The sequence below is a fragment of the Pseudomonas migulae NBRC 103157 genome (genome assembly GCF_002091715.1).
Lineage (GTDB): Bacteria > Pseudomonadota > Gammaproteobacteria > Pseudomonadales > Pseudomonadaceae > Aquipseudomonas > Aquipseudomonas migulae_A.
Genome location: NZ_BDAG01000016.1, coordinates 25,957 through 51,713, shown reverse-complemented (window position 1 = coordinate 51,713; position 25,757 = coordinate 25,957). Strand labels below are relative to the sequence as shown.

At 58.3% G+C, this 25,757-nt stretch carries 21 protein-coding genes and 1 pseudogene; 12 read left to right on the top strand and 10 right to left on the bottom strand.

The genetic code is table 11. The annotated features are described in order from the left end of the window. Nucleotides 1–83 precede the first annotated feature (83 nt). Complete coding sequence (locus tag PMI01S_RS14320; RefSeq protein WP_139273041.1) at nucleotides 84–3,377, bottom strand: hypothetical protein; 3,294 nt, start codon at nucleotides 3,375–3,377, stop codon at nucleotides 84–86. Nucleotides 3,378–3,606: 229 nt separating this feature from the next. Here PMI01S_RS14320 and PMI01S_RS14315 point away from each other — a divergent pair, with 229 nt between their 5' ends. The 3 genes from PMI01S_RS14315 (at nucleotide 3,607) to PMI01S_RS14305 (ending at nucleotide 5,405) form a co-directional block, all read left to right on the top strand. Beyond that, nucleotides 3,607–4,032 carry a YciI family protein gene (locus tag PMI01S_RS14315; protein WP_084320653.1) on the top strand — a complete coding sequence of 142 codons (426 nt, stop codon included), beginning with the start codon at nucleotides 3,607–3,609 and terminating at the stop codon, nucleotides 4,030–4,032. A gap of 373 nt (nucleotides 4,033–4,405) precedes the next feature. Then, nucleotides 4,406–5,197, top strand: a complete 792-nt coding sequence (locus PMI01S_RS14310; protein WP_084320652.1) for a hypothetical protein — start codon at nucleotides 4,406–4,408, stop codon at nucleotides 5,195–5,197. 10 nt (nucleotides 5,198–5,207) lie between these two features. Beyond that, a complete protein-coding gene (locus PMI01S_RS14305; protein ID WP_084320651.1) occupies nucleotides 5,208–5,405 on the top strand; it encodes a hypothetical protein in 198 nt (65 codons plus the stop codon). A gap of 167 nt (nucleotides 5,406–5,572) precedes the next feature. Here PMI01S_RS14305 and PMI01S_RS14300 read toward each other — a convergent pair whose 3' ends face one another. From PMI01S_RS14300 to nirA, 4 genes are all read right to left on the bottom strand, one after another. Further along, entirely contained in the window at nucleotides 5,573–6,244 is a 672-nt protein-coding gene (locus PMI01S_RS14300) for a DUF3313 domain-containing protein (RefSeq protein WP_084320650.1), read from the bottom strand. Between the two features lie 157 nt (nucleotides 6,245–6,401). Then, a complete protein-coding gene (locus PMI01S_RS14295) occupies nucleotides 6,402–7,370 on the bottom strand; it encodes a hypothetical protein (protein ID WP_084320649.1) in 969 nt (322 codons plus the stop codon). Between the two features lie 157 nt (nucleotides 7,371–7,527). Further along, entirely contained in the window at nucleotides 7,528–8,007 is a 480-nt protein-coding gene (locus PMI01S_RS14290) for a DUF934 domain-containing protein (RefSeq protein WP_084320648.1), read from the bottom strand. Then, on the bottom strand, nucleotides 8,004–9,677 hold the full coding sequence (nirA, locus tag PMI01S_RS14285) for a nitrite reductase NirA (RefSeq protein ID WP_084320647.1): 1,674 nt from the start codon (nucleotides 9,675–9,677) through the stop codon (nucleotides 8,004–8,006). The genes PMI01S_RS14290 and nirA overlap by 4 nt, the downstream gene beginning before the upstream one ends. Before the next feature lie 405 nt (nucleotides 9,678–10,082). Here nirA and ccoN point away from each other — a divergent pair, with 405 nt between their 5' ends. Beyond that, on the top strand, nucleotides 10,083–11,510 hold the full coding sequence (gene ccoN, locus PMI01S_RS14275) for a cytochrome-c oxidase, cbb3-type subunit I (RefSeq protein WP_084320646.1): 1,428 nt from the start codon (nucleotides 10,083–10,085) through the stop codon (nucleotides 11,508–11,510). Nucleotides 11,511–11,525: 15 nt separating this feature from the next. After that, complete coding sequence (locus PMI01S_RS14270; RefSeq protein ID WP_084320645.1) at nucleotides 11,526–11,747, top strand: hypothetical protein; 222 nt, start codon at nucleotides 11,526–11,528, stop codon at nucleotides 11,745–11,747. Between the two features lie 110 nt (nucleotides 11,748–11,857). Here the strand turns inward: PMI01S_RS14270 and PMI01S_RS14265 are convergent, their stop codons facing one another. Next, complete coding sequence (locus PMI01S_RS14265) at nucleotides 11,858–12,352, bottom strand: hypothetical protein (RefSeq protein ID WP_084320644.1); 495 nt, start codon at nucleotides 12,350–12,352, stop codon at nucleotides 11,858–11,860. A gap of 141 nt (nucleotides 12,353–12,493) precedes the next feature. Here PMI01S_RS14265 and PMI01S_RS14260 point away from each other — a divergent pair. Continuing rightward, nucleotides 12,494–12,667: pseudogene (locus PMI01S_RS14260) on the top strand (aspartate/glutamate racemase family protein); the annotation flags it as partial. Here the strand turns inward: PMI01S_RS14260 and PMI01S_RS14255 are convergent. From PMI01S_RS14255 to PMI01S_RS14245, 3 genes are all read right to left on the bottom strand, one after another. After that, nucleotides 12,668–13,189, bottom strand: a complete 522-nt coding sequence (locus tag PMI01S_RS14255) for a GNAT family N-acetyltransferase (RefSeq protein WP_084320643.1) — start codon at nucleotides 13,187–13,189, stop codon at nucleotides 12,668–12,670. 178 nt (nucleotides 13,190–13,367) lie between these two features. Continuing rightward, on the bottom strand, nucleotides 13,368–14,348 hold the full coding sequence (locus PMI01S_RS14250) for a LysR substrate-binding domain-containing protein (protein ID WP_084320642.1): 981 nt from the start codon (nucleotides 14,346–14,348) through the stop codon (nucleotides 13,368–13,370). A 157-nt stretch (nucleotides 14,349–14,505) separates the two neighbouring features. After that, nucleotides 14,506–14,946, bottom strand: a complete 441-nt coding sequence (locus PMI01S_RS14245; protein ID WP_084320641.1) for a carboxymuconolactone decarboxylase family protein — start codon at nucleotides 14,944–14,946, stop codon at nucleotides 14,506–14,508. A 205-nt stretch (nucleotides 14,947–15,151) separates the two neighbouring features. Between PMI01S_RS14245 and pdxR the strand changes: the two genes are divergently transcribed. The 4 genes from pdxR to PMI01S_RS14225 all read left to right on the top strand — a co-directional run bounded on the left by pdxR (nucleotide 15,152) and on the right by PMI01S_RS14225 (nucleotide 18,565). Then, the gene (pdxR, locus tag PMI01S_RS14240) at nucleotides 15,152–16,585 is read left to right on the top strand and encodes a MocR-like pyridoxine biosynthesis transcription factor PdxR (protein WP_084320640.1); all 1,434 of its coding nucleotides are present in this window, start codon (nucleotides 15,152–15,154) and stop codon (nucleotides 16,583–16,585) included. Between the two features lie 123 nt (nucleotides 16,586–16,708). Further along, the gene (locus PMI01S_RS14235) at nucleotides 16,709–17,002 is read left to right on the top strand and encodes a putative quinol monooxygenase (protein ID WP_084320639.1); all 294 of its coding nucleotides are present in this window, start codon (nucleotides 16,709–16,711) and stop codon (nucleotides 17,000–17,002) included. A 212-nt stretch (nucleotides 17,003–17,214) separates the two neighbouring features. Beyond that, the gene (locus tag PMI01S_RS14230; RefSeq protein WP_084320638.1) at nucleotides 17,215–17,625 is read left to right on the top strand and encodes a cupin domain-containing protein; all 411 of its coding nucleotides are present in this window, start codon (nucleotides 17,215–17,217) and stop codon (nucleotides 17,623–17,625) included. A gap of 229 nt (nucleotides 17,626–17,854) precedes the next feature. Continuing rightward, complete coding sequence (locus tag PMI01S_RS14225; protein ID WP_084320637.1) at nucleotides 17,855–18,565, top strand: ATPase; 711 nt, start codon at nucleotides 17,855–17,857, stop codon at nucleotides 18,563–18,565. Nucleotides 18,566–18,751: 186 nt separating this feature from the next. Here the strand turns inward: PMI01S_RS14225 and PMI01S_RS14220 are convergent, their stop codons facing one another. Continuing rightward, nucleotides 18,752–23,656 carry an NAD-glutamate dehydrogenase gene (locus tag PMI01S_RS14220; RefSeq protein ID WP_084320636.1) on the bottom strand — a complete coding sequence of 1,635 codons (4,905 nt, stop codon included), beginning with the start codon at nucleotides 23,654–23,656 and terminating at the stop codon, nucleotides 18,752–18,754. A gap of 503 nt (nucleotides 23,657–24,159) precedes the next feature. Between PMI01S_RS14220 and PMI01S_RS14215 the strand changes: the two genes are divergently transcribed. Further along, nucleotides 24,160–24,513: a hypothetical protein gene (locus tag PMI01S_RS14215; protein ID WP_084320635.1), complete on the top strand. Its 354-nt coding sequence runs from the start codon at nucleotides 24,160–24,162 to the stop codon at nucleotides 24,511–24,513. A 282-nt stretch (nucleotides 24,514–24,795) separates the two neighbouring features. Continuing rightward, nucleotides 24,796–25,755, top strand: a complete 960-nt coding sequence (locus PMI01S_RS14210; protein ID WP_008150800.1) for an AAA family ATPase — start codon at nucleotides 24,796–24,798, stop codon at nucleotides 25,753–25,755. The last annotated feature ends 2 nt before the right edge of the window (nucleotides 25,756–25,757 follow it).

Below are 25,757 nucleotides of genomic sequence, written 5' to 3'. Positions count from 1 at the left end.
CTCTATGAAAAAACAAGCGTCGTATAAAATCATTAATCCTTAACGCAGTAAAACACCTCAACTGCGCAAATGCTGTTTACAAATCACTTCTCGTCACTCTCAAGCTGATCAATCTCAAAAGTGATTTTTAACTCATCAAACTCTTTAAATGCCACTGGCATAACAACCCTCCCACCATTAAACCCCTCCATTTTCTGAGCCCTCACGGTCATCTTACCGCCTCCTAATGAAGGCGCCTTAATAATCACATCTTTATTGCTTGACAGGCACGCCACTTTAATGCCCTGACCTTCAACATCAGCGAACGTACACATCCAGTCTTCAAAAACACTATCTTCTATTTTAGGTACGATTGATAACTCATAGCTTTTATTGAACTTCAGCAATACCGGATTGTTTCCCTGATACACACCTTCACAAAGAATTTTCAACTCATTGGAAGGTAGACCGTTGAAGTATCTGAAAATCCAGGGTTGAGATATAGCACCCTGATAGTCCAAACAAAGTTGATGACGCTTACTGGCTGCAGGATCGTCCACCCCCTTAATTTCCACGCGGGTAGTAGCACTCACTACAAACTGCTCAGGAAACTCGATCGACGGATTCAGGCCGTCCAGCCACTTTAATGCAACTGTTCTCCCAAGAAGCGGACTCGACTCGGGTAACGTTATCGTCAGCTCCGCTGAATCTTTCGTCAGCCACATTCCTTCTTTACTTAGATCAACCGGTATTGGAGATCCCCCCGCCTGCGTAATACTGATACCACTCACCTCATCATTTAAATCAGGGGATAGAACAAGAGTGGTATCCATGACAAATTCTGCGCCCCCCTCACAGGTAACTTTCGCACCGAAAGTACCGCTTCGGTCAGCTGGGCCGGTGAGTGTCCAATCATGGACAGCGTCGGGAACTCCGAATCCTGGCTGACTATTAATTGCGGTCTCAGGCAGGCTGCCTCCAGGTACATATTTGAGGCTTAGCGGTACACCGGCAATCGGGCTGTTCGACTTGGGCCTGATTGAAAAAACACCTTGTCGCCCTCGCAACATCGCAACCCCTTCAGCCGGCACCGGATTGCCGGCAAACAACAGGTCGGCTTCGTCGCGCAAATTGGCCGAAAGCAAGGTCATGACCGTGAGGGTGATCAAGGTGATCCCACCCGGGCCGGCCACCACCAGGCTGAATGTGCCGCTCTTGTCCGCCGGCCCCGTAATGATCCAGCTATGAGGCTTGATCAGTTGCTCGAGCGGCGGTTGCCAACTGAAATTCTCTTTACCCAGACCCGTCCCGCTACCCCACTGCAAGCTCATCATCAGATCAGCCACCAGGCTGCCGGGTTTCGGCTCGAGGGTCAGCGTATGCGGCTTGCTCCGGATGAAAACCTTTCCGCTGGCCGGAATGTCGGCGCCATCGATCTTGATGGTCACGTCATCCTCAAGGTTGCGCGACAACAACATGCAGGCTGGCAATTGCACCAGCGGGACCATTCCAGGCCCGACCAGTTTCAACCGGAACCTGCCGCTCTTGGTGGCTGAACCGGTAATTTTCCAGCTGTTGATCCTGGTCTCTTCGTCCAGCGCCGGCCCGCACGTAAAGTCCTCTTTTACCAACCCGTCACCGCTGACCCACTGCAGGCTCTTGAGAAGATCGCCGACGGGGCTGCCCTGTTTTGGCACCAGCGTCAGGGTTTGTTCTACGCCTCTGGTCCAAACCGTCCCGTCTGGCGTCAATTCAGTACCGCCGACCAGGAACGTGCCTTCATCGTCAAAGTTCTTCGACAGCACCCAGCACACTGGCAGTTCAAGTGGCGTCGACATGCCTTCGCACGCCAGTTTGAAACCGATGGTGCCGCTCTTGCCCACCGGACCGGTGATGCTCCAGCTATGGGCCTTGATCTTCTCGTCCAGCGCCGGATCGCAGAGAAAATCATCAGCCTCCAGCGTTCCGCTGGCCCATTGCAACGACACAGGCAAGTGACCGAACGGGCTGCCCGACTTGGCAACCAGAGTCAATGTGTTCGCCTCGCCCCTGAACAGCACCGTGCCACCCGGCGCAATGACATCTCCCTCGAGCCGGGCTTCTGCCTCTTCGTTCAGGTCGGTTGACAGCAAGACATTGAGCGGCAGAACAAAGGGCATAGTGATGCCCGGACAGGTGAAGATCAGGTTGAAAATCCCGCTCTTGGTTGATCCGGTCAGGCTCCAGGACTGCGCTTTGACTGGTTCGCCAAACCCTGGACTGCATCGCAGATTCTCGTCGTCGAGATTGCTCTTGATTTCGTAGGTCAGCGCAATTGGAAGCCCTGCAATTGCACTGTCTTCCTTGGGGGCCAGCGTGATGTCGCGGGGATCTTCGCGAAAGAAAAAGTTGCGATCGTTCGCGATAGGCTGACCGTCGTAACGAACATAGAATTCATCACCAAGATTGGGTGAGAGTACCCGACAGTCATGCTCCCAGTTTTGGGTCACCTCCTGACTCACGAACAACAAGGTGACCCTCCCACCCAGGCCCGTCTGCGGTGTGAGTGTCCATTTGAATTTGCCGTCGACGGGATCGTGAAGTTCGTTTTCTTTCGGTTCGACTTTAGTGATCGGACCGTTGACATCAACCAGATTCAGACTAAGTTTTTTCGCGATTTCCGGCGTGACTTCCACGGTCACTTCGCTTGGCTGCCCATGGGGTAATACAACGGGTGAACCCCATGGCAGAACCACACCATTAACCGTCAATTTCGCTTCTTTCCAGGGGCTACTCTCATAAACCCTGACTGGAAATGTGTGCGAAGTCCACGTGTCGTCATAGGGGTTGTAAACACAAGCCGTAATTGTGTGGAGGCCTTCCTTCTGGAATGCATATATAAACTTGCTGACACCTAATTCCACGGTGTCCTCGTTGCGCACGAACTCTTCATCGACATGCCACTTTACTTCGACACCTACCAGTTTTTTCTTGGTGTATGCAGAGATCACCTGAACTTCGATTTCTAATTTTTCATCAATCAGCGGAGAGGGAATATGGGTTTTTATACCCGTAAACTCGTGCAGATAGTGCCCCATACGCATTGGAATACAGTAAGGCGCGGCGGTGAATTCACTTTTTATCAAGCAATCGAAATCGACATCCTCGCCATCGACCGGGCATTCGACCCCCCACTCACATCCCTCCACCGATGAAAGTTTCTGGAACGTACCTACCGGAGGGGAACATTCAATCGGTAACGATTGCCCTGAACGGGAAATGACACAAAGCTCCTGCCCAACCCATGGACTGGCGTCATCCCCGGCGATGCTGAGCTTATGCTTACGGAGGCCTGATGCTCCGTAGCAGAGGTATACCAAGGGAGCTTCAACAGATCCGATTTTATGAGGCGAATTCATGGCGCTTTCCCGATAGTTGGCAATGACGAAAACTGGCAACTTCAATATCAAGAAAAAAAGCATCGGCAGGAACTGTCACAAATGACAGTTCTTAAGATCTATTTCCAATACATGCAATGAACAAACCGTCAATTTTGAAATAACGCGTTGTATTTTTCAGAGCTGCTGTCGATTTAAGCGCCGGCCATTCGACCAGGTAATGAATACTCAAACCAGCGGAGAAAAGACCATGCGATTCATGATCATCGTGAAAGCCAGCCCGGACTCCGAGGCCGGCGTGATGCCCAACGAAGAACTGTTGACGGCGATGGGCAATTACAACGAAGAACTGGCCAAAGCCGGCATCCTTCTCGCCGGCGAAGGCCTGCACCCCAGCAGCAAAGGCGCCCGTGTGCGCTTCTCCGGGGACAAGCGCACGGTCATCGACGGCCCGTTCGCCGAAACCAAGGAGCTGATTGCCGGGTATTGGCTGTGGCAGGTGAAGTCCAGAGAGGAAGCCATTGAATGGGTCAAGCGTTGCCCCAATCCAATGCCGGGCACAGAAGCCGAGATCGAGATCCGCCAGGTGTTCGAGGCTGAGGATTTCGGGGCCGAGTTCACACCGGAACTGCGGGAGCAGGAGGAACGGTTGCGTGAACAAGCGAAGAGACACTGATCAGCCATGCAAGCGCGGTCACCTCAACCATTTTGGCGAGAGGGTTTAGCAAAACGTCGCACCGCACCGAAAACGGTGATTGCGTTTCTGCAGACCAATCTCGTCTGCAGTTATGGGGCTGCTACGCACCCCAACGGGGGTAAACCCCCTCGCCACAATGGTTCTTCGAAGGCCGCTATTCGTGTTTATACGACTAGCGGTTTTTTTATTTCTGCAGGACACGAACCCATGAATCGATCCCTTCGACTGGATAACCCACCGGCAGCTGCTAACGTCATCAAATATGTCTTACAGGCTTGATAGGAAAGAGATTACGCAGTAATGGCCGCCAAGTGCCGAGTTGACCAATGAGCCACCAAGGAACCGGCGAATCATGTCGAAGCATCCAGGAGCGCGCGCCTTTCTTTTGGCGATCTCTATAACTTCTGTGGTTTGTGTCCAGGCAGACGACCCCGACATGGTCAACAAAAGCAACAATCCATTGAACCCCGAGGCGGGGATGAACCTGCTGGATTACTACACCCCGAAATACTACGGCTCCAACATCCACACTAACGACCTGCTGGTGCGCGGCACACTGCCGATTGCGCCCAACGGTTTCATTGGCGTCCCGCAATTGCTGCGTGCCACCGCGCCGATCAGCATTCGCCCCGATCCAGGTGGGGGCTACAGCACCGGTGAAGGTGATCTGAACCTGATCGATTTCTTCCTGCTCAAGACCGAGGGCGTGCAATTGGGCATCGGTCCGCAGATCACCGCGCCCTATGCCGATAAGGACGAGCTGGGAACCGGCAAATGGCAAGCCGGGCTGGCGGCCATTGCGATCGATTCATCGCCCCGTGGTTTGCTCGGTGCACTGGTGCAATACCAGAGCTCCTTCGCTGGCGACAGCGACCGCCCGCATGTGGAATCGGCCACCGTGCAGCCGTTTGTCATTCACAACCTGGAGAGAGGTTGGTACCTGCGCTCCACCGCAACCTGGGCCTTCGACCTGAAGAATGACACCCATTACATCCCGCTTGGCCTGGGTGCCGGCAAGGTCTGGAAAGCCAGGGACAATATCCTCAATGCCTTCATCGAACCGCAATGGACCGTCGAACACAAGGGTGATGGCTTGCCCCAGTTCACGCTGTTCGTCGGCTTCAACGCCACCTTCGGCCAATAAGGATTTCCCCATGCACATTGCACTTCGCGCAGCCGGTTACAGCCTGATGTCCATGTTCGTCAGTTGTGGGGTCGGCGCCCAGGACGTCAGCGTCACCGAATCCAGCTTCACCGCTATGCGGGAAGAAGTTCGAGGTATTACCGGTGGGGCCTGTTGCACCCGGACGGTGGACCAGGAGCGTGCGAAGTTCAGGACGGTCGGGAGCTGATACGCAGGGACGATGGGAGTCGGTATTCGACGACTGAAACGGCCGTCTTCGCGAGCAGGCTCGCTCCCACATTCGATCACCGGTGAACATTCAAATGCATGTTCGACTCAGTTTCTTTGTGGGAGCGAGACCGGCTTGCCGGCGATACAGCCTTCAGCCCCAATGCATTATTTGGATTTCAGCTTCAGGTAAGACTGATGCATATCCGACGCCCAGCCATCGATCACGCCTTTCACGTCATCGGCTTTCATCACCTGAGCCTCGTTTTCCAACGGTTTGCCAGTGCCTTTGCGCACCACCTGGGCCAGCACTTTATTGTTGCTGCCATCCAGGAACACGGCTTCGGTGGCCAGGTCGGTTTCCTGATCACGAATACCGCTGGCGGTACTCACCGCGGCCGCCACCAGGGCAATCGGAATCACTTCATAAGCTTTCAGGCCTTGGGTCTTGCTGCTGACGGCAGTGATCGCCGCGCGCACCACCATCACACCCGGGCCAGGGCCTGCCGCCAAAGGCAGGGATTTGCCAATCTCGCGTTTGAGCGCCTGATCGTAATAACTGGTAATCCCGTTCAAGGTGGCCTGAGGGATTTTCACGGTCGGCTGAGGCTTGGGATACAGTTGGGTCGGTTCGACATACACGCTTTTGTATTTGTTGATGTCGAGCTTCGGATCAACCCAACGCATCACCACCGCCCCCGAAGGGGATTTGGCTTCTTTGAGCTGGCTGTAATCCTTGAGAAAACCGGAATACTGGTCCGGCTCGACCTTCGAACTGGTGCAGCCCACCACGCCGATCGAGGCAATGCACAGTGTGCTCATCATTAACGCAAGCTTCATGCTGTAACTCCTGTAATGCGGTCGACAACAGTTTGGGAAACAGGTGTTACAGGTATAGCCAATGCCGCACTTTTTGTTCTGATAAATCTCAATATTCATTCGTTGGCACAATACGAGGCCGTGTCGGCGATGGCTTCGACACGGCTTCAGGTATCAATCACCAGGACGAACCACTCTTCGCCGCCAATTCCCGCCGACTATTGGCCCGCATCGCCTTGATCAACGACACCGTGCCCACCAGCAAAATCGCGGCACCGAACAGGAAGTCGATGTTGTATAGCTGAAAGTCAGTCAGTGGCCCGACCAGCAGCACCCGGATCGCGCCGATACTCACCAGCGTCGCCAGAAAGTCGATGCCCGGCTCGTCACGATAGAACACGTGCATCAGCGGCAGGCAGATCACCAGCAACAACAGCAGCACGATCACCTTGAACGAGTCTTTGCGCTCGACGCTGAACGCGCATTCATTGGCCGCGTAAGGTTTGTAATCCTCCTCGCGAACCAGTGAATTCTTCTCATTGATGTACTCGGCGCGGTTGTACTTCTGAATCGGCGTGAAGGTGTTGGACATCTCCATGCGGGTGGTGATGCGCTTGAACTTCAGATCAATCCGTTCATTGCCCTTGAGGATATACACCACGGGTTTGTAGCCATAACGATAGCTATCGAACGGAAACGCTTGCGCCCTGCCCTGGACGCCGATGGGCCGGGCTTCAAGCTCGGCGTAGGCGCTCTTGTCGAGTGAAGATAGATTGCGGCTCAGGGGCTTGATCCTGACCTGTTCGAGGAAAATCGGCGTGACGCCGTATGACCACTGCAGCGGCTCCAGGCGCAGGCGCAATTCGTTGCGACCCAGGTCATAACGGTCGAAGGTCCGCTCGGACACGATGACCGCCCCCGAGAGCATGAATTCGCCGCGCACAGTGTTAGTGATGCGCAGTGTCAGCCAATCCTTGCCCAGGGCCGCCACATCGCTGGTCGGTGGCGTTCCGCACCAGGCAGAACTGTCGGAAGCCTCCCCGAGTTGCCCGTTGCGGTTTTCCTGAAACAGATAAAAGTAACTGCCCCACAGGGCCGTCATCAGCACCAGTGCGATCAGCCCCAGAATTTTATTGCCCGCGCACAAACCAGACTCCTTTCTTTACTGACTTCCTTGTGAGGCGCGGACTCTATCAAAACGGGATCACTGCCCAAAGAAAAAAAAGATCGCAGCCTGCGGCAGCTCCTACGTGCACGGTGGCGCAGGAGCTGCCGCAGGCTGCGATCTTTTGATCCTGTCGCGTTCAGCGACGTCGGAATAGCGGCCGTGGCTCAATGACTGAACGCCCATACAACACGCTCATGCCCGCCAACCCTTTGAGCGCATCTTCGACGGACTTGTCTTCGCGCACGGCAAAGCTGTCGAAACCGCATTGGCGCATGTGGCTGAGCTGATCGCGCAGCACGTCGCCGACCGCGCGCAATTCGCCGGTCCAGCCCAATCGAGTGCGCAACAGGTACGCCTGGCTATAGGCGCGTCCGTCCCGGAAACTCGGGAAATCCAGGGCAATCAGCGGCAACTGCGCAAACCACGGCTTGAGGCACTCCACCTCGTCGTCCGGGCCCAACCAGACCCCATGCTGTTGCGGGTCTTCCAGCCAACGGGCCAGCGGCACAATCAGCTGACCTGCGGGCTGTTCAGCCTCGATATCCCTGATCAACGTCCACGGATCGTCAGCAACAATCCGCGCCTCACCCGCCTCCAGCCGCAGCAGATTGTTCATGCCGACACCTCCAGCACCTTCGGATAAACCGCTTCCTTGAACGGTTCCAGACCGATGCGTTGCAAGGTGTCGACGAACAATTCTTCGCTCTCGCGGTAGCGCGCAAACGTGGCGATGATCCGCTCGATGACGTCGGGCACTTCGACGGCGCTGAAGGACGGACCGATGACTTTGCCCAACGCGCTGTGCTTGCCCTGAGCGCCGCCAAGCGTGATCTGGTACCACTCGCTGCCATTCTTGTCGACGCCAAGAATACCGATGTTGCCGATGTGGTGATGGCCGCAGGCGTTCATGCAACCGGAAATGTTGAGGCTGATATCGCCCAGGTCATGCAGGTAGTCCAGGTCTTCGAAACGCGCCTGAATGCCTTGCGCAATCGGGATCGACTTGGCGTTGGCCAGGGCGCAGAAGTCGCCGCCGGGACAAGCGATGATATCGGTCAGCAAACCGACATTGGCGCTGCCCAGCCCGTGCTCGCAAGCCCGACTCCACAGTGCGAACAGATCTGCCTTCGGCACGTCCGGCAGGACAATATTCTGCTCATGGGCGATACGGATTTCGCCAAAACCGAACTGCTCGGACCACCCGGCCACCACGTCCATTTGCTCGCCAGTCACGTCACCTGGCGGCGAGGCGATGCCCGGTTTGGTCGACAGCACCACACTGGCGTAGCCCGGCACCTTGTGCGGCTGGACGTTGCGCGACACCCAGCGGGCGAACGTCGGGTTCTCGGCCAGGCGTGTGCCGAACTCCAGATCGGTGTCGGACAACGAACGGTAATCCGGCGGCACGAAGGCACTGGCGACACGCTCGTATTCAACGCCGGTCAATTGTGCCGGACCCTCCTTGAGGTATTGCCACTCCTCCTCCACTTCCCTGGCAAAGGCTTCGATGCCCAGCGCCTTGACCAGAATCTTGATCCGCGCCTTGTACTTGTTGTCGCGCCGGCCGTGGCGGTTATAAACCCGCAGCACCGCCTCGACGTAGGACAACAAGTGCTGCCACGGCAAGCCTTCGCGAATCTGCAAACCAAGGATGGGCGTGCGTCCCAAGCCACCGCCAACGATGACTCGCAGGAGCATTTGCCCGTCGGCGCCGGTGTAAAGATAGAGGCCGATGTCATGCATCATGATTGCCGCGCGGTCCTGTTCGGCCGAGCAGATGGCGATCTTGAACTTGCGCGGCAGAAACAGGAATTCCGGGTTGATCGTCGACCACTGGCGCAGGATTTCCGCCAGCGGTCGCGGGTCGATCAGTTCGTCCGCGGCCACCCCGGCGAAGGCTTCGGTGGTGATGTTGCGCACACAGTTGCCGGAGGTCTGGATGGCATGCATTTCCACCTCGGCCAGGCGTTCGAGAATCTCCGGCACCAGGGCCAGTTCGATCCAGTTGAACTGCATGTTCTGCCGGGTGGTGAAGTGGCCGTAACCGCGGTCGTAATCCCGGGCGATGCTCGCCAGCGTGCGCATCTGCCGGGCGCTGAGCGTGCCGTAGGGAATTGCCACGCGCAGCATGTACGCGTGTTTTTGCATGTACAGGCCGTTCTGCAAGCGCAACGGCAGGAATTCCTCTTCGCTCAATTCGCCCGCCATAAAGCGTTCGACCTGATCGCGAAACTGCGCAACCCGCTCGAAGACCAGCGCCCGGTCATAGTCGTCGTACTGATACATGTGGCTACCTCATCAGGATTGATCGGGCTCTGTGGCTGATGTCGGTCAGTTGAGCGTGTGAGGCGCTTTTCGCAGGAGCCGACTTGCTGGCGATGGCGCCCTCGAGAACGTCATCGCCAGCAAGCCGGCTCCTGCAAGTTCAATTTTCCCCAACGGATCGGCATCCCGCTCTGCGGCTCGTTTTCTGGGTGTGACTATGGACCTGCAGCGCAGTACGTTACAGATTCAGCTAAACGCAAAAAAACCGTATCAGCGCGCAGCCGATCACCGCAGGCAGGCGCCGTATCTGATCCGTATAAACTCGGTTTTTCTGAGTCTGTTTTGTTTAGGGCAGGGTTTCTACAGTGGGGTTGCATGCCAGTCCGGGTGGGCTGGCAAGACTTTGCAACCGTGGAAGCATTGACCATGAGCACAGCAACAATCGGACAGGCCTATAACTACAAGGTCGTCCGCCAATTCATCGTGGCGACCATTGTCTGGGGCGTCGTGGGGATGGCGATGGGGGTGTGGATCGCCTCGCAACTGGTGTGGCCCGAGATGAACCTCGACCTGCCGTGGACCACCTTCGGCCGGTTGCGACCGCTGCACACCAGTCTGGTGATTTTCGGCTTTGCCGGCAGCGCGCAGTTCGCCGCCAGCTACTACGCCGTGCAGCGTACCTGCCAGGTGCGGCTGTATTCGGACACCCTCGCCGCCTTCACGTTCTGGGGCTGGCAATCGGTGATCGTGGTGATGCTGATCACCCTGCCGCTGGGCTACACCACCACCAAGGAATACGCCGAGATCGAGTTCTCCGGCGCGGTGTGGATGACCGTGGTCTGGGTCGCTTACGCCATCGTGTTTTTCACCACCGTGGTGCAGCGCAAGACCAAACACATCTACGTGGGTAACTGGTTTTTCGGCGCGTTCATTGTGGTCATCGCGATGCTGCACGTGGTCAATCACTTGTCGATCCCGGTGGACTGGTTCAAGTCCTACCCGGTGTATTCCGGGGCCACCGACGCCATGGTGCAGTGGTGGTACGGGCACAACGCGGTGGGCTTCTTCCTGACCACCGGGTTTCTGGGAATGATGTATTACTTCGTGCCGAAGCAGGTCGGGCGACCGGTGTATTCCTATCGCTTGTCGATCGTGCATTTCTGGGCGCTGATCACCCTGTATATCTGGGCCGGCCCGCACCATTTGCACTACACCGCGCTGCCGGACTGGGCGCAGTCGCTCGGCATGGCGATGTCACTGATCCTGCTGGCGCCGAGCTGGGGCGGGATGATCAACGGCATGATGACCCTGTCGGGCGCCTGGCATAAGTTGCGCACCGACACGATCCTGCGTTTTCTGGTGCTGTCTCTGGCCTTCTATGGCATGTCGACCTTTGAAGGCCCGATGATGGCGATCAAGACCGTCAACGCCCTCTCCCACTACACCGACTGGACCATCGGCCACGTGCACGCCGGCGCCCTTGGCTGGGTGGCGATGATCACCTTCGGCGCGGTCTACCACATGATTCCGAAAGTCTTTGGCCGTGAGCAGATGTACAGCACACCGCTGATCAACCTGCATTTCTGGCTGGCGACCATCGGCACTGTGTTGTACATCGCGTCGATGTGGGTCAACGGCATCACTCAGGGCCTGATGTGGCGCGCGATCAACGACGACGGCACGCTGACCTACTCTTTCGTCGAAGCCCTGCAGGCCAGTCATCCGGGGTTTGTAGTGCGTTTTACCGGCGGCGTGTTCTTCCTCAGCGGCATGCTGCTGATGGCGTACAACGCCTGGCGCACCGTGCGGGTGTCCGATGTGGCGATGGCTGAACGTGAAGCGCAGATTGCCTGAGGCGAGGAGCTGGAAATGATCGAGATGGTGCTCAATGGTTTAGGCGTGGCGGGGCTTTGGCTGGCGGTCGAGTACTGCCTTAAACAGCAGACGGCGCAGAGCCTGGAAGAGGCAAGCCTGATGCCTTTTGCCGATGACCCGGAGGTGGCGCGGCGGGTGGAATTGGCGACGGGGAAAGTCGTGAAAGCGGTTGCGCCGCAAGTGGCAAAACCCGGGTGGGGAAACCTCGACATCTGATGCACCACAGATCACTGTGGGAGCGGGCTTGCTCGCGAAGGCGTCGGTAAAGTCAATATTGATGTCGCCTGACACGCCGCCTTCGCGAGCAAGCCCGCTCCCACAGGGGTTCAGCTGCGATCTCTAGGAATCAGGCTCTGCAACTGCTGCGCCAGAAAATTCGCGTCGAAGGCAAAGGTGTCCGGGTCTTTCAAACCATTGGTCTTGCGCCATTGCCAGCTGCTCGACGGCGGCAGGCATACCAGCGAAATGCTGCCATAGCGCGCAGCGGTCAGGCCCATCACGGCCAGGGAAATCTGCCCGCCCGCGCCCATCACATCCGGTACGAACTCCACCGGTTTGCCGGCGATCACGATACCGAGCTTCTCGGTCTTGAACGTCGACGTCTCGACCGGAACGCTGGGTCCCGAGGCCACGTAGGCTTCACGGCTCACTTCCAGCAGGTTCGGCGCCTTGACCGGTTCCAGCCATTGCTGGATCTGATCGAACAGCTCGCCAATGCGCGTCGCCCACACGGCCGACTGTGACTCGAACAGTTGTTTTTTGTGCGCTTCGCTGTCTGCGTAGTGGCGAAGCATCTCACCCAGTTGCTGTACGTCGTCCATTGCGGTGTTCCTTTGGTTGAAGCAGTGCTGCGGACTTCGAGCATGGCAGATGCGCGCGCCGCCCGTACAAGTCAATTGCATGGGCGGTCACATCTCGAGACACTCGCGGCCCAGGGGTAGCCATCAACAGGAGCACACCATCGCCGGATCTATCGGCAGGTCATTGAATCCCTGAGCCAGCGCGGCGCCCAGGCCATCATCCTTGGCTGCACGGAAACCGGCCTGCTGATCAACCCCGAGTACAGCGCCCTGCCCCTGCTCGACACCACCGAACTGCATGCGCAGGCGGCGGTGCCGTTCGCATTGGCGCAGTGATCAACCGGCCTTGGGCAAGCGACGCAGACGCGCCATGCTCAAGGTATCCACCAGCCTTCCGTCACGCACGGCGTAGTCGCGAAACAGGCCTTCGGTTTCAAAGCCGAACTTGCGGTACAAGCCGATGGCCGCTTCGTTGTCGGCGTACACCGAAAGCTCGACCCGTTGCAGGTTCATCCAGTTGTCGGCGATGTCCAGCGCCGTTGCCAGCAGCTTCGAACCAACGCCCTTGCCCTGCCATGCCGACAAGACGCCCATGCCAAAGCTGCCGGCGTGACTGCGACGGATCCGCGAAAACTGCTCCAGGCCAATGCTGCCGATCACCAGCCCCTGATGCAGCGCCACCAGTTTGATTTCGCGTTCGTTGTCCGACGCCAGGCGTTTGCGCCAGAGCTCGATGGATTGAAACGGCATTTGCAGGACCTGCCGGGTAACCGCCGGCTCGTTGTAGAGCGCGGTGATGCCTTCGAGATGGGATTCGTCGAAGCGTTCGAGGGTGATGACAGCGTCAGTGACGGGCATGGGTGATTCATCCTTGAGACAGACATGGCCGCTCACTCTACAACGCAATCTTCCGGCATAGCGAGAACCAAAAATGTGGGAGCGGGCTTGCTCGCGATAGCGGTAGGTCAGTCGCTATCAATGTTGACTGACGCACCGCTATCGCGAGCAAGCCCGCTCCCGCATTACTGGATAGTGTTCAGCCTTCGAACCACTCCCGGCGCTCGTTGAAGGTGTTCTGGATCAGCTCGACGATCATCTGCACCTGCGCTTCGCCCTCGGACTGCACATTAACCGCCATCCACACCTCACGCTGCATCGGCTGGCCAAACAACCCCGGCAACGCAACGAGACCGCGATCAAAGTGACCGATGTAACCGGGCAGCAAACCGATGCAGGCGCTGCAGCGAATCATCTCCAGCAGCAGCTCATAGGAATGCAGCTGCACCACACCGGCCAGGCGCTGCTCCACCAACGCATTCCACGGCACGAAGCTCTCGACCTGACGGTGAGACGGCCATTGCACCAACAGGAAATCGGCGAGGTCATCGAGACTGTCCGGGCGCGACGTCGTCCTTGAATAGCGCTTGGCGATGTGCGGCTGGTAGTCAAGCCGCGCCAGGCGGCGGGGTTCGCTGACAGCAAAACTCGGGCTCGGCCGCGGCGATTCGATGCCGGCCAGCCACACCACCACATCGGCACTGACGGCTTGCAGCGCCAGTTCGCTGTCGAGGGTGATGATGTCCAGGCGGACGCTGGCGTTGCGGCGCAACAAGGCCACCAGGTCGCGACCGAGAATGTCGTGCAGGATCGATTCAGCCACGGCCAGGCGCACCAACGGTTGCTCGATCACCGGCAAATCGCGCTCATGAGCCAATGCGATCAACTGCGCCTGAAGCTGCAAGCCTTCACGGCTGAGAGTAATGCCATTGTCGCAATGGCTGAACAGCGAACAGTGCAGTTGCGCTTCGAGCTGCGCCAGTTGCTTGCGCAGCAAGGTCGCCTTGATGTTGAGGCTGCGGGCCGCCTGCATGAAACAGCCGCAGCGAGCACTGACCGTGAACGCCTGCGCCAGTTGCGGATCAATCGCCGAGGCCCGCGCACGCAAGGACGGCGTGGTTGCTAGCGACGGACGGTATTCGGCGGGGATTTGGCGCCCTGAGGTTTCCATGAATGACATCGATGACTCCCTGTCGATATGTCCTTTGAAAACCTCATCCTGCGCACCGTTCATGAACCTGCTGTGACAACCGCTGGAATGCTGTTCACTTAAGTGCGGGCACACAAACTTGTGGCGAGGGGATTTCTTGCTCGCCTGAGGAATTTCTCAAGTGAACTCATGCACTGGGCGCTTGGCGAAAACTCACGGCCAGGCGATTCCAGCTGTTGATGGTGGTGACGGCGATGGTCAGGTCGACCATTTCGCTTTCACTGAACTGCTCCCGGGCCTGGGCGTAGACGTCGTCAGGCACATGGCTTTGCGAGAGCAAGGTCACCGCCTCGGTCCAGGCCAGCGCCGCGCGCTCCCGTGGGTTGAAGAAACCACTGTCGCGCCAGACCACGATTGAATACAGGCGCCGGTCGGTCTCGCCGAGGCGCCGCGCATCCACCGAATGCATGTCGGTGCAGAAGGCGCAGCCATTGAGCTGCGAGGCGCGGATCTTGATCAGGTGCAGCAGCGCCGGCTCGATGCTCAGGTTGCTGGTCAGCGCCTCCATGGCAATCATCGCTTTCATCGCTTTGGGCGACGCGCTGTAGTAATCCAGGCGGGAAGTCATGGCGTGCCTCGTGGATCGATAGATGCTTGTCAAGTTAGGCGCTGATGCGCAAGCGTTACAGATCCAATTCAGCGAAATTCCGGTGGACCACCCGGCAACAGTCCAATCCGCGGTATTTCATCCACGCAACTTCTGCGCAGCGGTGCTTGCGGGTAATCTGACGCGACGCACACGCGTCTCAACCGCTACAAGGAGCCCCGCCGGCATGGAACTTCATGTTGTCATCAACGGCCGCAAGGACCTGGCAGGCCAGTTGTACAACCAACTGCGCAGCGCCATCGAATCCGGCCGTCTGGCAGCCGGGACGCAGCTGCCGCCCAGTCGATTGCTGGCCGAACAGCTGGGCATCTCGCGCAAGACCATTTCCGACACCTACGCGCAACTGACGTATGAAAACTTCCTCACCGGCGTGATCGGCAAAGGCACTTACGTCAATGCCCGGACCGCAAAAGCGCTGCCCAAGCAAAGCCATTCACAGTTGGCGAGCGCCGAGGTCATCGAGTCGTGGCGCAACCTGCCGGTGTTTTTGCGTCATCCGACATTGGAAGGCTCGCTGCGCTATGACTTCATCGGCGGCGCCACCAGCAAGGGCCAGTTTCCGCAGGACGATTGGCGACGCTGCACCTCTCACGCCTTGCGGCAGATGACCGGTTCGAAGGGTTTCTACAGCCTGCCCGAAGGACTTCCGGCGCTGCGCAACGCGATCGCCCGGCATATCGCATTTTCCCGTGGTGTGAACTGTCAGGACGAAGACGTGGTGGTGTGCAACGGCGCGCAACAGGCGCTGGACCTGATCTCCCGCGTGATGACCCGCCACGGCAGCATCGTCGCCATGGAAGACCCCGGCTACCCGCCCGCGCGCCTGCTGTTCGGCAGCCACGGCGCCACGGTGATCGGCGTGCCGGTCGACGCCGAAGGCATTCAGGTCGACAAAATCCCCCTCGGTACGCAACTGATTTATGTCACGCCGTCGCATCAATTTCCGCTGGGCATGCCGATGAGCCAGGTGCGGCGATTGGCGTTGCTGGAGCGCGCGTATGAGCTGGGCGCGATCATCATCGAGGACGATTACGACAGCGAATTTCGCTATGAAGGCCGGCCCACCGATTCCCTGCAAAGCATGGATGAACGCGGGATCGTCGCCTACGTCGGGACCTTTTCGAAAACCTTGCTGCCGGAGTTGCGCCTCGGTTACGCGATTTTGCCGCCAGCGATTCTCGAAGCGGTGATCCAGGCCAAGCAACTCACCGACCGGCATACCTCCACCCTGCCCCAGTGGGCACTGGCCAAGTTCATCGCCGAAGGCTGCCTGCTCAAGCACATTCGCCGTTGCCATACGATCTACGCCGGGCGTCGTGAGCGAATCCTGACACGTGTTGCGGGAGACCTGTCCCCTTGGTTCGAAGCCATCCCAAGCACCGCCGGGTTCCACATGGTGCTCATGTGCAAAGTGCCTATCGATATGCCGTTGGTGATCGAATTGGCGAAAAAGGTCGAAGTCGGCCTGTACTCCATCGAGGACTTTTACTATCAACAAGCGCCACAGGCCGGGCTTCTCATGGGCTTTGGCGCCATTGAAACCCTCGACATCGACACCGCCCTGGACCGCCTGCGGGACATTTTGCAACAGGTCGCCTGACAGATTGGTCTGGGTTTTTATCCGGCGATTGGCTATTGGCGGTCCCAGGGTGCGGGCCTATCCTGCATATGCGTTATCCCTCAATGAGCAGGATTCGTCCGGCCTGATTCAGGAGTGTGAGCAATGTCCAACGAAGTGATCAATACCGTAAAAGTGCAGGCCGCCGCCGGCCGCTCGGACGAACTGGGCAGGCAACTGCAAAAGATTGTCGAAACCCTGCGGGAACAACCGGGCTGCGAATCCTATATGGTCGACCGCTGCCCCGAGGACAGCAACCGCTGGAACGTCAGCGCCCGCTGGCAATCGGAAGCGGCCATGCAGATGCATTTCAACTGCCCTGAAGTCCAAGGCTTTATCGGCCTTATCGACAGTCGACTGGCCAACTCCGTCGACTTCAACAGCTTTCCGATTCATTGAACGGTAGGAGCCGGCTTGCTGGCGATCGCATCACCGCGGTGCAGCTGATGCGCCGCGGTGATGCGATCGCCAGCAAGCCGGCTCCTATGGCTTTTGCATTGCCTGGCGCAAATCCCGATTGGTCCCCTGGCCTTCTCGTAAATTGGCTGTTTGATTGCCGTCACTGGCGGACTAACGTTGTTCCTGACAACTAACCCCCCAGGTGATGAATCATGAGAGTTTTGCGTTTACTTGTTGCCCCGCTTGCCGTCTTCGCCCTGACCGTATCTGCCTCGGCATTCGCCCACGACCCCTCGGAAAAAGTCACGATCCTGCAGGATGAAGTACTCAAGAACGTCCCGGGTAAAAAGGCGCTGATGATCGAGGTCGACTACAAACCCGGCCAATCCTCCATCGCCCACAAACATGAAGGCACGGCCATGGCGTACGTGCTTTCGGGATCGATCGTTTCTCAAGTGAAAGGCGAGCAACCGAAAACCTTCAAGGCCGGCGAGTATTGGTATGAACCGGCCGGGTCGGAGCATCTGGTCTCCAAAAATGCCAGTGCGACCAAGCCGGCCAAACTCTTGGTATTCATGGTGTTGTCCCCCGACGAAAAAGTGTTGATCCCATTGGAAAACTGATGGCTGAGCGTTCAGCCATAAATAAACAGGCCCGAATCTAACATTCGGGCCTGTTTATTTCCCTGCGCAATTAAACACAACGACTTAAACCAAACAAAAACTATGGTCACCTGACAAGTGCGTTTATTGGCTATTTCATTCAGTGCCCACAGGTTTAGTCTGAAAACACCGCCGACTCACTCGGCAACTAACACTTGGCGACTCAAGTTGTTTCACTGGAGAAACACCCATGAAACTTGCACTTGTCAGTACTTTGGCGATCACCGCTGTTTTAACCGGATGTTCAATTCCCACTGCGCCAACCGCTGTTTCTTCACTCGACGGGATCTTCACCTCACCCGTCGGCCGTAGCAGCGCCACCCATGTCGCCAGCGGCAGCCATGTATCGCTGGGCATTGTTTACAGCCGCAACACCCAGACCAACCGCGCTTATCTTCAGGATTACCAGGCCAATGCCGGCACCGGTTTCGGCCAGAGCCTGCTGGTGAAACCGATTCATGATGCCTACGTTGCCACCTCCAAACCCGACATGGCGGTGGATTGGGTCAAGGCCTCGTTGCAGCGCCAGTTCGGCTCGGTCACGGTGTACCCGGATCTGCAAAGCCTCAGGGCGGCGAAACCGGACATGGTGGCGATTATCGACACCCGCAGCCAATTGATCACTTCGCGCAGTTCAGACGTCGAGGCTGATGTGAGTGCGGTTTTTTATGATGCCGACTTCAACTATATAGGGACTGCGCAAGGGCATGACGCGAAAGCATTGAGTCCCGTGTGGGCGGACTATAAACGCAGCGAAGAGATTGTGGCGGATATTAACGAACAGCAAAATGTGCAAGTTCGGGCGCTGCAGAAGTTTGACCAGTCACTCAGTAATTTATTGACCGAGCCGACAGATAAAGTGTCGATGATTGATAATAAAGCTGTCTGGAAGTTGTATTGAGGCAGATGGCCCCATCGCCAGCAAGCCGGCTCCTACAGGTCTTAAGTCGTTCTCAGACCCTGTGATCGACACAAAACCTGTAGGAGCCGGCTTGCTGGCGATGGGGCCTGCCCAAACACCACAAAACATTCAAACAAAAAAAAGCCCCGCATCTCTCAATGCGGGGCTTTTTCATTCAGCGACTGATCAGGCCGCCGGTTCCAGCTCAGCGCTGACGGTAGCAGCAGCGGCAGGCACTACCGCCTGCCCGCTCAACGCCAGATCCAGCAGTTCACGGTTGGCCACCGCGTACATGGCGTAGTCGGTACCGCTCGCGGCACGGATTTCCACCAGCATGGCGCGCCAGCGTTCGATCATGCCTTCGTGCTCTTCCATCCACAGCGCCAGGCGAGTTTCCACGTCCTGAGTGCCGTCGCCCTGTTGCAGGACGGAGATGGTGATCGCACGTTGCTGCCAGTCGACGTCATCACGGAACGCTTCACGGGCCAGGGCTTGCCAGTTGTTTTCAACCGGCAGTGCGCTGATCTGTTGCAGGTACCAGGTGATGTCCAGCGCGCTGCCCACAGCGAAGTAGGCCTTGGCCACGTCCGCAGGGTTCTGGCCGGTCACGTCGGAAGCCTCGATGATCGGCAGCAGGGTGTACAGGTGCGAGGTGCCAGCCACCATGCGCGCGAGCAACTCCGGCACACCGGCTTCGACGTACGCCTCGTAGCGGGCCTGCCAGTTTTCGTGGATCTCGCCACTCAGCAGTTCATCGAGCTTGAGCCCCAACTCCTTCAGGTGCGGACCGAAGTGCGCGACGTCGCGGGCAGCGTTCTGCTCGTTGCGACGGGCACGCAGGAACCAGCGCGTAGCGCGACGGCCCAGACGCATCAGCTCGTCCATCAGCTCCAGTTGTACGTCGGCCGAAACCTGGTAGTCCAAGGCTTCGATCTGACGGAACCAGTGCGGGAGATGGAAGATGTCACGCACGATCACGTAAGCACCGGCCACGTTCGCCGGGCTCATGCCGGTGGACTCTTTGAGTCGCTGAACGAAGGTGATACCCATGTGGTTGACCAGATCGTTGGCGATCTGGGTGCTGACGATCTCGCGCTTCAGACGGTGACGGCGCATGGCTTCGGAGAACTTGCTCACCAGGCTCGGCGGGAAAGCGGTTTCCATGTCGCGCGTCAGATAGTCGTCGTCCGGCACCAGGGAGTTGAGCAGCGCTTCCTTGAGGTCGATCTTGCTGTAGGAGATCAGCACCGACAGCTCCGCACGGGTCAGGCCATGGCCTTCCGCGAGACGCTCGTTGATGGCTTCTTCCGACGGCAGGAACTCGATGGCGCGATCCAGCTTGCCGCGGCCTTCCAGATCGTTCATCAGACGCTTGTATTCGGCAATCCGCACGAAAGCACGGCGCGCCGCCAGGGACAGGGCCTGAGTCTGCTTGTAGTTGTTGCCCAGTACCAGGTTGCCGACTTCGTCGGTCATGCTCGCCAGCAACTGGTTACGTTGCTTGTCGGTCATGTCACCGGCCTGAACCACTTCGTTCAGCAGGATCTTGATGTTCACTTCGTGGTCGGAGCAGTCCACGCCACCGGCGTTGTCGATGAAGTCGGTGTTGGAACCGCCGCCATTGAGACCGAATTCGACACGACCCAGTTGGGTCATACCGAGGTTACCGCCCTCGCCCACGACTTTGCAGCGCAGTTCGTTGCCGTTCACACGCAGTGCATCGTTGGCCTTGTCGCCGACATCGGCGTGGCTTTCGGTGCTGGCTTTGACGTAAGTACCGATACCGCCGTTCCACAACAGGTCTACCGGGGCCTTGAGCAAGGCATTCAGCAGTTCGGTCGGGGTCAGCTTGTCGGCCTGAATGTCGAAGCGCTCTTTCATCTGCGGGGAAATCGCGATGCTTTTCGCGCTACGGGAGAAGATCCCGCCGCCTTCGGACATGATGCTGGTGTCGTAATCCGACCAGGCCGAACGTGGCAGATCGAACAGGCGCTGACGCTCGGCGAAGCTGTTCGCCGGTTCAGGGTTTGGATCGATGAAGATGTGCAGGTGGTTGAACGCAGCGACCAGTTGCAGTTTGTCGGACATCAACAAGCCGTTACCGAATACGTCACCGGCCATGTCGCCGACGCCCACTACGGTGATGCTGTCTTCCTGGACATTGATGCCGCGCTCGCGGAAGTGACGTTGTACGCCAACCCACGCGCCTTTGGCGGTAATGCCCATTTTCTTGTGGTCGTAACCGGCAGAACCACCGGAAGCGAACGCGTCACCCAGCCAGAAGCCGTAATCGATGGCGATGCCGTTGGCGATGTCGGAGAAGGTTGCAGTGCCCTTGTCCGCAGCGACCACCAGGTACGGGTCATCGTCGTCATGACGCACGACGTTGGCTGGTGGAACCAGCGCGCCGTCCTTCAGGTTGTCGGTGATGTCCAACAGGCCCGAAATGAAGATGCGGTAGCAGGCGATGCCCTCGGCCGCGATCTCGTCACGGTTGCCGCCCAGTGGCAGGCGACGCGGCAGGAAGCCGCCCTTCGCGCCCACTGGCACGATGACCGAGTTCTTCACTTGCTGGGCTTTTACCAGGCCCAGGACTTCGGTACGGAAGTCTTCTTCACGGTCAGACCAGCGCAGGCCGCCACGAGCGACGTTGCCGAAGCGCAGGTGCACGCCCTCGACGCGAGGCGAGTAAACGAAGATTTCGAACTTCGGTACCGGCTTCGGCAGCTCTGGAATCTGGTGCGGGTTGAACTTGAAGCTGAAGTAGGACTTGTTCTGACCGTGTGCATCGGTCTGGTAGAAGTTGGTCCGCAGGGTCGCCTTGATCAGGTCCAGGTAGCGACGCAGGATACGGTCTTCGTTCAACACCTGGACGTCGTCCAGTGCGCTCAGAATCGCGTGTTCCAGGCGTTGCTGCTTGTCTTCCAGATCGTCAGTGCCAAGCTTGCGAGCCAGGTAGAAACGGGTCTTGAACAACCGGGTCAACTCGCGAGCGATGTCGGTGTGGTTGTTCAGGGTACTGGCGATGTAGCCCAGGTCGAAACCCAGACGGATCTGTTTCATGTAACGGGCGTAGGCACGCAGCAAAGCCACGTCGCGCCACGGCAGGCCGGCGGTCAGCACCAGACGGTTGAACGCATCGTTCTCGGCATCGCCACGCACGATGTGGACGAAGGCGTCCTGCAAGGTGTCGTTGAGTTGCTGGATGTCGAGTTCCAGGCCTTCGGCCGCGGTGAACGCGAAATCGTGAATCCAGAACTCGCGGCCATTGTTGTGACGCAGGCGATACGGGAACTCACCCAGCACGCGCAGGCCGAGGTTTTCCAGGATCGGCAACACGTCGGACAGCGCCAGCGGGGTATCGGCGTGATAGAGCTTGCAATGCAGCTCGCGCTTGCCGGAAACCTGACCCAGCGGCTGATAGAAGCTCATCACCAGCGGATTGGTTTCTTTCAGGCTGAGCAGGTGCTGCATGTCGACCACAGCCGAATGCGCGGCAAAACGCTCGCGGTAACCGGCCGGGAAGCCTTTCGGGAAGTCGGCCAGCACGTTGGTGCCGTGGGCTTCGCCGAAGCTCTCGATAGTCAGTGCGGCATAGTCGTCCTGCCAGCTGCGGCACGCCTGGATGACTTCGTTTTCCAGCTGCTGCGGGTCGATGTCCAGGCGGTTTTTCGGATCGACGCGCAGAATCAGCTGCACGCGGGCCAGCACGGACTCGGAGAAGAAGGTCCAGAACTCGCAGTCCGAGGCTTTCAGGCGATCCATCAGCACTTGCTGGATCTTCTGGCGCACTTCGGTGGAATAGATGTCGCGCGGCACGTAAGCCAGGCAGTAGCAGAAGCGACCGTACGGGTCTTTGCGCAGGAACACGCGGATCTTGTTGCGCTCCTGGATCTGCACGATCGACATGACGGTGGCAAACAGCTCGTCGACCGGAGTCTGGAACAGGTCGTCACGCGGCAGCACTTCGACCACCTGCGCCAGTTCCTTGCCCAGGTGGGCCTTGGCCTGGAAGCCGGAACGGCGTTCGATCTCTTCGACCTTGCGACGGATGTACGGGATGACCCGCACGCTCTCGCCATACACCGACGAGGTGTAGAGGCCCATGAAACGGCATTCCTTGATGACCTTGCCGTCGGCGTCGATCTCGCGGATCGACACGTAGTCCGGGTACGCCGGACGGTGCACGCGGCTCGGGTGCGCAGCCTTGGCGAACGACAGCAGGGTCGGTTCGCGCAGGTAGTTCACGGCGTAGTCTTCGATGCGCAGGTCATCGTAGGTCAGGCCGGTGCGCAGCAGTTTGGTCAGGCCGAGGAACGAATCCTGGTCGTAGACGATGTGGCCGCCGTCGGCTTCATCGCGCACCACGAATTCTTCATAGCCCAGGAACGTGAAGTGGTTGCCCACCAGCCATTCCAGGAAGCTTTTGATTTCAGCTTTTTCTTCGCTGTCGACAGCGAACTGGCTGTTGTCCAGGCCGGTCAGGATTTCCTGGACCTTGGCTTTCATCGGCTCGAAATCGGCGACCGCAACGCGGACTTCACCGAGAACCTGTTCCAGCTCTTTGCTCAGAACATTCAGTTCCGCGGTGTTCGCGCAACGGTCGATTTCCAGGTACATCAGGGATTCTTGCAGGATCCCTTCGCCCTGGGTGCCCTTCGGCAGGATTTCCAGCAATTCGCCCTTGCTGTCGCGACGCACGCTCAGCACCGTGGTTTGCAAGGTATGAATGCTGTAGCCGCGACGGTTCAGCTCGGTACGCACCGAGTCCACCAGGAATGGCAGGTCGTGGTGCAGCACTTCGACCGCGGTGTGGGTCGACTGCCAGCCGTGGCGTTCGTAATCAGGGTTGTAGACGCGAACCTGCGGTTGCGCGTGATCGAAGCGCTCAAGCAGGCGCCACGCAGAAAGGGTACAGCCAGCGAGGTCGGACAGCCGACGCTGGGTCAGCTCGTCAAGGGAAATGATGCCGAAAAATTGTTCAGCGAACAGCGCCACTTGTGGCAGTGCCTGTTCACTGATGTGCTGCGCCAGTGCCGCTTGCAGTTGGTGCTGGAAGTCGGCTTTGCTGGCTGCGGTGAAGAACGCCATCTGTGGTACTCCGCTTGGGCTTGTTATTGATGGAAGCGTCGCGTGCAAAACCCCTTTCGGGGCGATCCGTCACCCTGTTCCTGATTCTCGGGCAGAGGAAACAGGGTGACAGGTGGGTGAAGCTGGACGAGACACTCAGGTCACATTCACCTTCCATGAATGGGCATCTGCAAAAACGACTGGCGAACCGATAGCGCAATGTCTTTACAGGTGCTCATCCGTTGCGCAGCTTAACGAGTGCGGCAAGGCCCGTGCTTGCAGCGCTGCGACATATTCGGTCATCGGCACGCAGCTCAAGGCCCGTGCATCGAACAACACTAGCAGTCGTGTAGGAAATTGGGCGTTTTATGCCCGGATTTACGGCGCATTCGTGCCAGAAATGACCAGCAGCCCCCCGAATGTTCACGACACATTCTCTGACAGTCAGCCGAGCAGAAATTCCCGGGGGCTGGCAGAATCGCCTTTTGTTGTGTTCACAACGCTCGCCGAGCCAGGATTTTCCCATGCAAATGACCACCTCCCTGTTGATCGTCAACCCGTGTGACGAGGAAGAAGACAACATGGCCATGCTCTGCTGCCATAGCGAACAGGGCGACATGTTCCTGATGGCCCGCTATCCCGACGAGGATGAACTGGAGATCACCCTTGATGGCGAGCCTTCAACGCTGGACGGCGTGAAAGTGACGCTGAGCCCTACGCTGCTGAAGATCGAAATCGCCGCCGCGGATGCGGATGCGTTGAATGGGGATGATTCGCTGGAGATCACGCACAACACGGATGTGAGTGATCTGGCGGAAGTGGAAGAGACTTTGCAGAACATCCTCAAGGGGATCGGGACTTACATCAGCGAGCTTTGATGGGGTTTGAGCGGGCCCCTTCGCGAGCAAGCCCGCTCCCACAGTTGACCGCATTTCGATCAGGCAATCCGGTCAACTGTGGGAGCGGGCTTGCTCGCGAAGAGGCCCGAGAGAACAGCACGGCTCTGCAACCGGCACAAATTTCCAACACTTTCACCCATCTATTCCCGCACTTTGCACAAAATGCCGTTAGTCGCCGCCCCCCGCGATGGATTAAAGTAACGCCCCCAGCCCTGGCGTTATTCGAACGTCTTCGGTCACCCTTTCCAGGAACAGTCATCGATGGAACATCGTGAAGCGCTGCTTGCGCTGCGAACCTTTCTTTCAACGCAGATTCTCGGCCAGGAAAAACTCATCGAGCGCTTGCTCATCGCCTTGCTTGCCGACGGCCACATGCTGGTCGAGGGCGCGCCGGGCCTGGCCAAGACCAAGGCCATCAAAGAACTCGCCGAAGGTATCGAAGCCCAGTTCCATCGCATCCAGTTCACCCCTGACCTGTTGCCTGCCGACATCACCGGCACGGAAATCTATCGCCCGGAAACCGGCAGTTTCGTGTTCCAGCAAGGCCCGATCTTCCACAACCTGGTGCTGGCGGACGAAATCAACCGTGCCCCGGCCAAGGTCCAGTCAGCGCTGCTCGAAGCCATGGGCGAGCGTCAGGTCAGTGTCGGGCGCAGCACCTATGAACTTTCGCCGCTGTTCCTGGTGATGGCCACGCAAAACCCGATCGAGCAGGAAGGCACTTACCCACTGCCTGAAGCCCAGCTCGATCGCTTCCTGATGCACGTGAAAATCGGTTTCCCGGACGCGGCCGTAGAACGGCGCATCCTGCAGCAGGCCCGTGGCGAAGCCTTGAACGGCGAGACCAAACCCGAGCGCCGGGTCAGCCAGCAGGCCATTTTCGCCGCACGCAAGGAAATCCTCGGTCTGTACATGGCCGATGCCGTGGAGGAATACCTGGTGCAGCTGGTCATGGCCACGCGCACCCCGGCCAAGTTCGACCCGGAGATGGCCGAGTGGATCGCCTACGGCGCCAGCCCGCGTGGCTCGATTGCCCTCGATCGCTGCGCCCGGGCTCACGCCTGGCTGGCCGGTCGCGACTTCGTCAGCCCGGAAGACATTCAGGCGGTGCTGTTCGATGTGCTGCGTCACCGCATCATTCTTTCCTTTGAAGCCGAAGCCGCGGGCATCGACCAGGATCGGGTCGTCCAGCGGATTCTCGACGTCGTAGCCGTCGCTTGACC

Excerpts from the sequence above, each read along its gene's own strand:
- PMI01S_RS14320 (WP_139273041.1), bottom strand. The coding sequence starts at position 3,377 with ATGAATTCGCCTCATAAAATCGGATCTGTTGAAGCTCCCTTGGTATAC.
- PMI01S_RS14315 (WP_084320653.1), top strand. The coding sequence starts at position 3,607 with ATGCGATTCATGATCATCGTGAAAGCCAGCCCGGACTCCGAGGCCGGC.
- PMI01S_RS14310 (WP_084320652.1), top strand. The coding sequence starts at position 4,406 with ATGTCGAAGCATCCAGGAGCGCGCGCCTTTCTTTTGGCGATCTCTATA.
- PMI01S_RS14305 (WP_084320651.1), top strand. The coding sequence starts at position 5,208 with ATGCACATTGCACTTCGCGCAGCCGGTTACAGCCTGATGTCCATGTTC.
- PMI01S_RS14300 (WP_084320650.1), bottom strand. The coding sequence starts at position 6,244 with ATGAAGCTTGCGTTAATGATGAGCACACTGTGCATTGCCTCGATCGGC.
- PMI01S_RS14290 (WP_084320648.1), bottom strand. The coding sequence starts at position 8,007 with ATGAACAATCTGCTGCGGCTGGAGGCGGGTGAGGCGCGGATTGTTGCT.
- nirA (WP_084320647.1), bottom strand. The coding sequence starts at position 9,677 with ATGTATCAGTACGACGACTATGACCGGGCGCTGGTCTTCGAGCGGGTT.
- ccoN (WP_084320646.1), top strand. The coding sequence starts at position 10,083 with ATGAGCACAGCAACAATCGGACAGGCCTATAACTACAAGGTCGTCCGC.
- PMI01S_RS14270 (WP_084320645.1), top strand. The coding sequence starts at position 11,526 with ATGATCGAGATGGTGCTCAATGGTTTAGGCGTGGCGGGGCTTTGGCTG.
- PMI01S_RS14265 (WP_084320644.1), bottom strand. The coding sequence starts at position 12,352 with ATGGACGACGTACAGCAACTGGGTGAGATGCTTCGCCACTACGCAGAC.
- PMI01S_RS14255 (WP_084320643.1), bottom strand. The coding sequence starts at position 13,189 with ATGCCCGTCACTGACGCTGTCATCACCCTCGAACGCTTCGACGAATCC.
- PMI01S_RS14250 (WP_084320642.1), bottom strand. The coding sequence starts at position 14,348 with ATGTCATTCATGGAAACCTCAGGGCGCCAAATCCCCGCCGAATACCGT.
- PMI01S_RS14245 (WP_084320641.1), bottom strand. The coding sequence starts at position 14,946 with ATGACTTCCCGCCTGGATTACTACAGCGCGTCGCCCAAAGCGATGAAA.
- pdxR (WP_084320640.1), top strand. The coding sequence starts at position 15,152 with ATGGAACTTCATGTTGTCATCAACGGCCGCAAGGACCTGGCAGGCCAG.
- PMI01S_RS14235 (WP_084320639.1), top strand. The coding sequence starts at position 16,709 with ATGTCCAACGAAGTGATCAATACCGTAAAAGTGCAGGCCGCCGCCGGC.
- PMI01S_RS14230 (WP_084320638.1), top strand. The coding sequence starts at position 17,215 with ATGAGAGTTTTGCGTTTACTTGTTGCCCCGCTTGCCGTCTTCGCCCTG.
- PMI01S_RS14225 (WP_084320637.1), top strand. The coding sequence starts at position 17,855 with ATGAAACTTGCACTTGTCAGTACTTTGGCGATCACCGCTGTTTTAACC.
- PMI01S_RS14220 (WP_084320636.1), bottom strand. The coding sequence starts at position 23,656 with ATGGCGTTCTTCACCGCAGCCAGCAAAGCCGACTTCCAGCACCAACTG.
- PMI01S_RS14215 (WP_084320635.1), top strand. The coding sequence starts at position 24,160 with ATGCAAATGACCACCTCCCTGTTGATCGTCAACCCGTGTGACGAGGAA.
- PMI01S_RS14210 (WP_008150800.1), top strand. The coding sequence starts at position 24,796 with ATGGAACATCGTGAAGCGCTGCTTGCGCTGCGAACCTTTCTTTCAACG.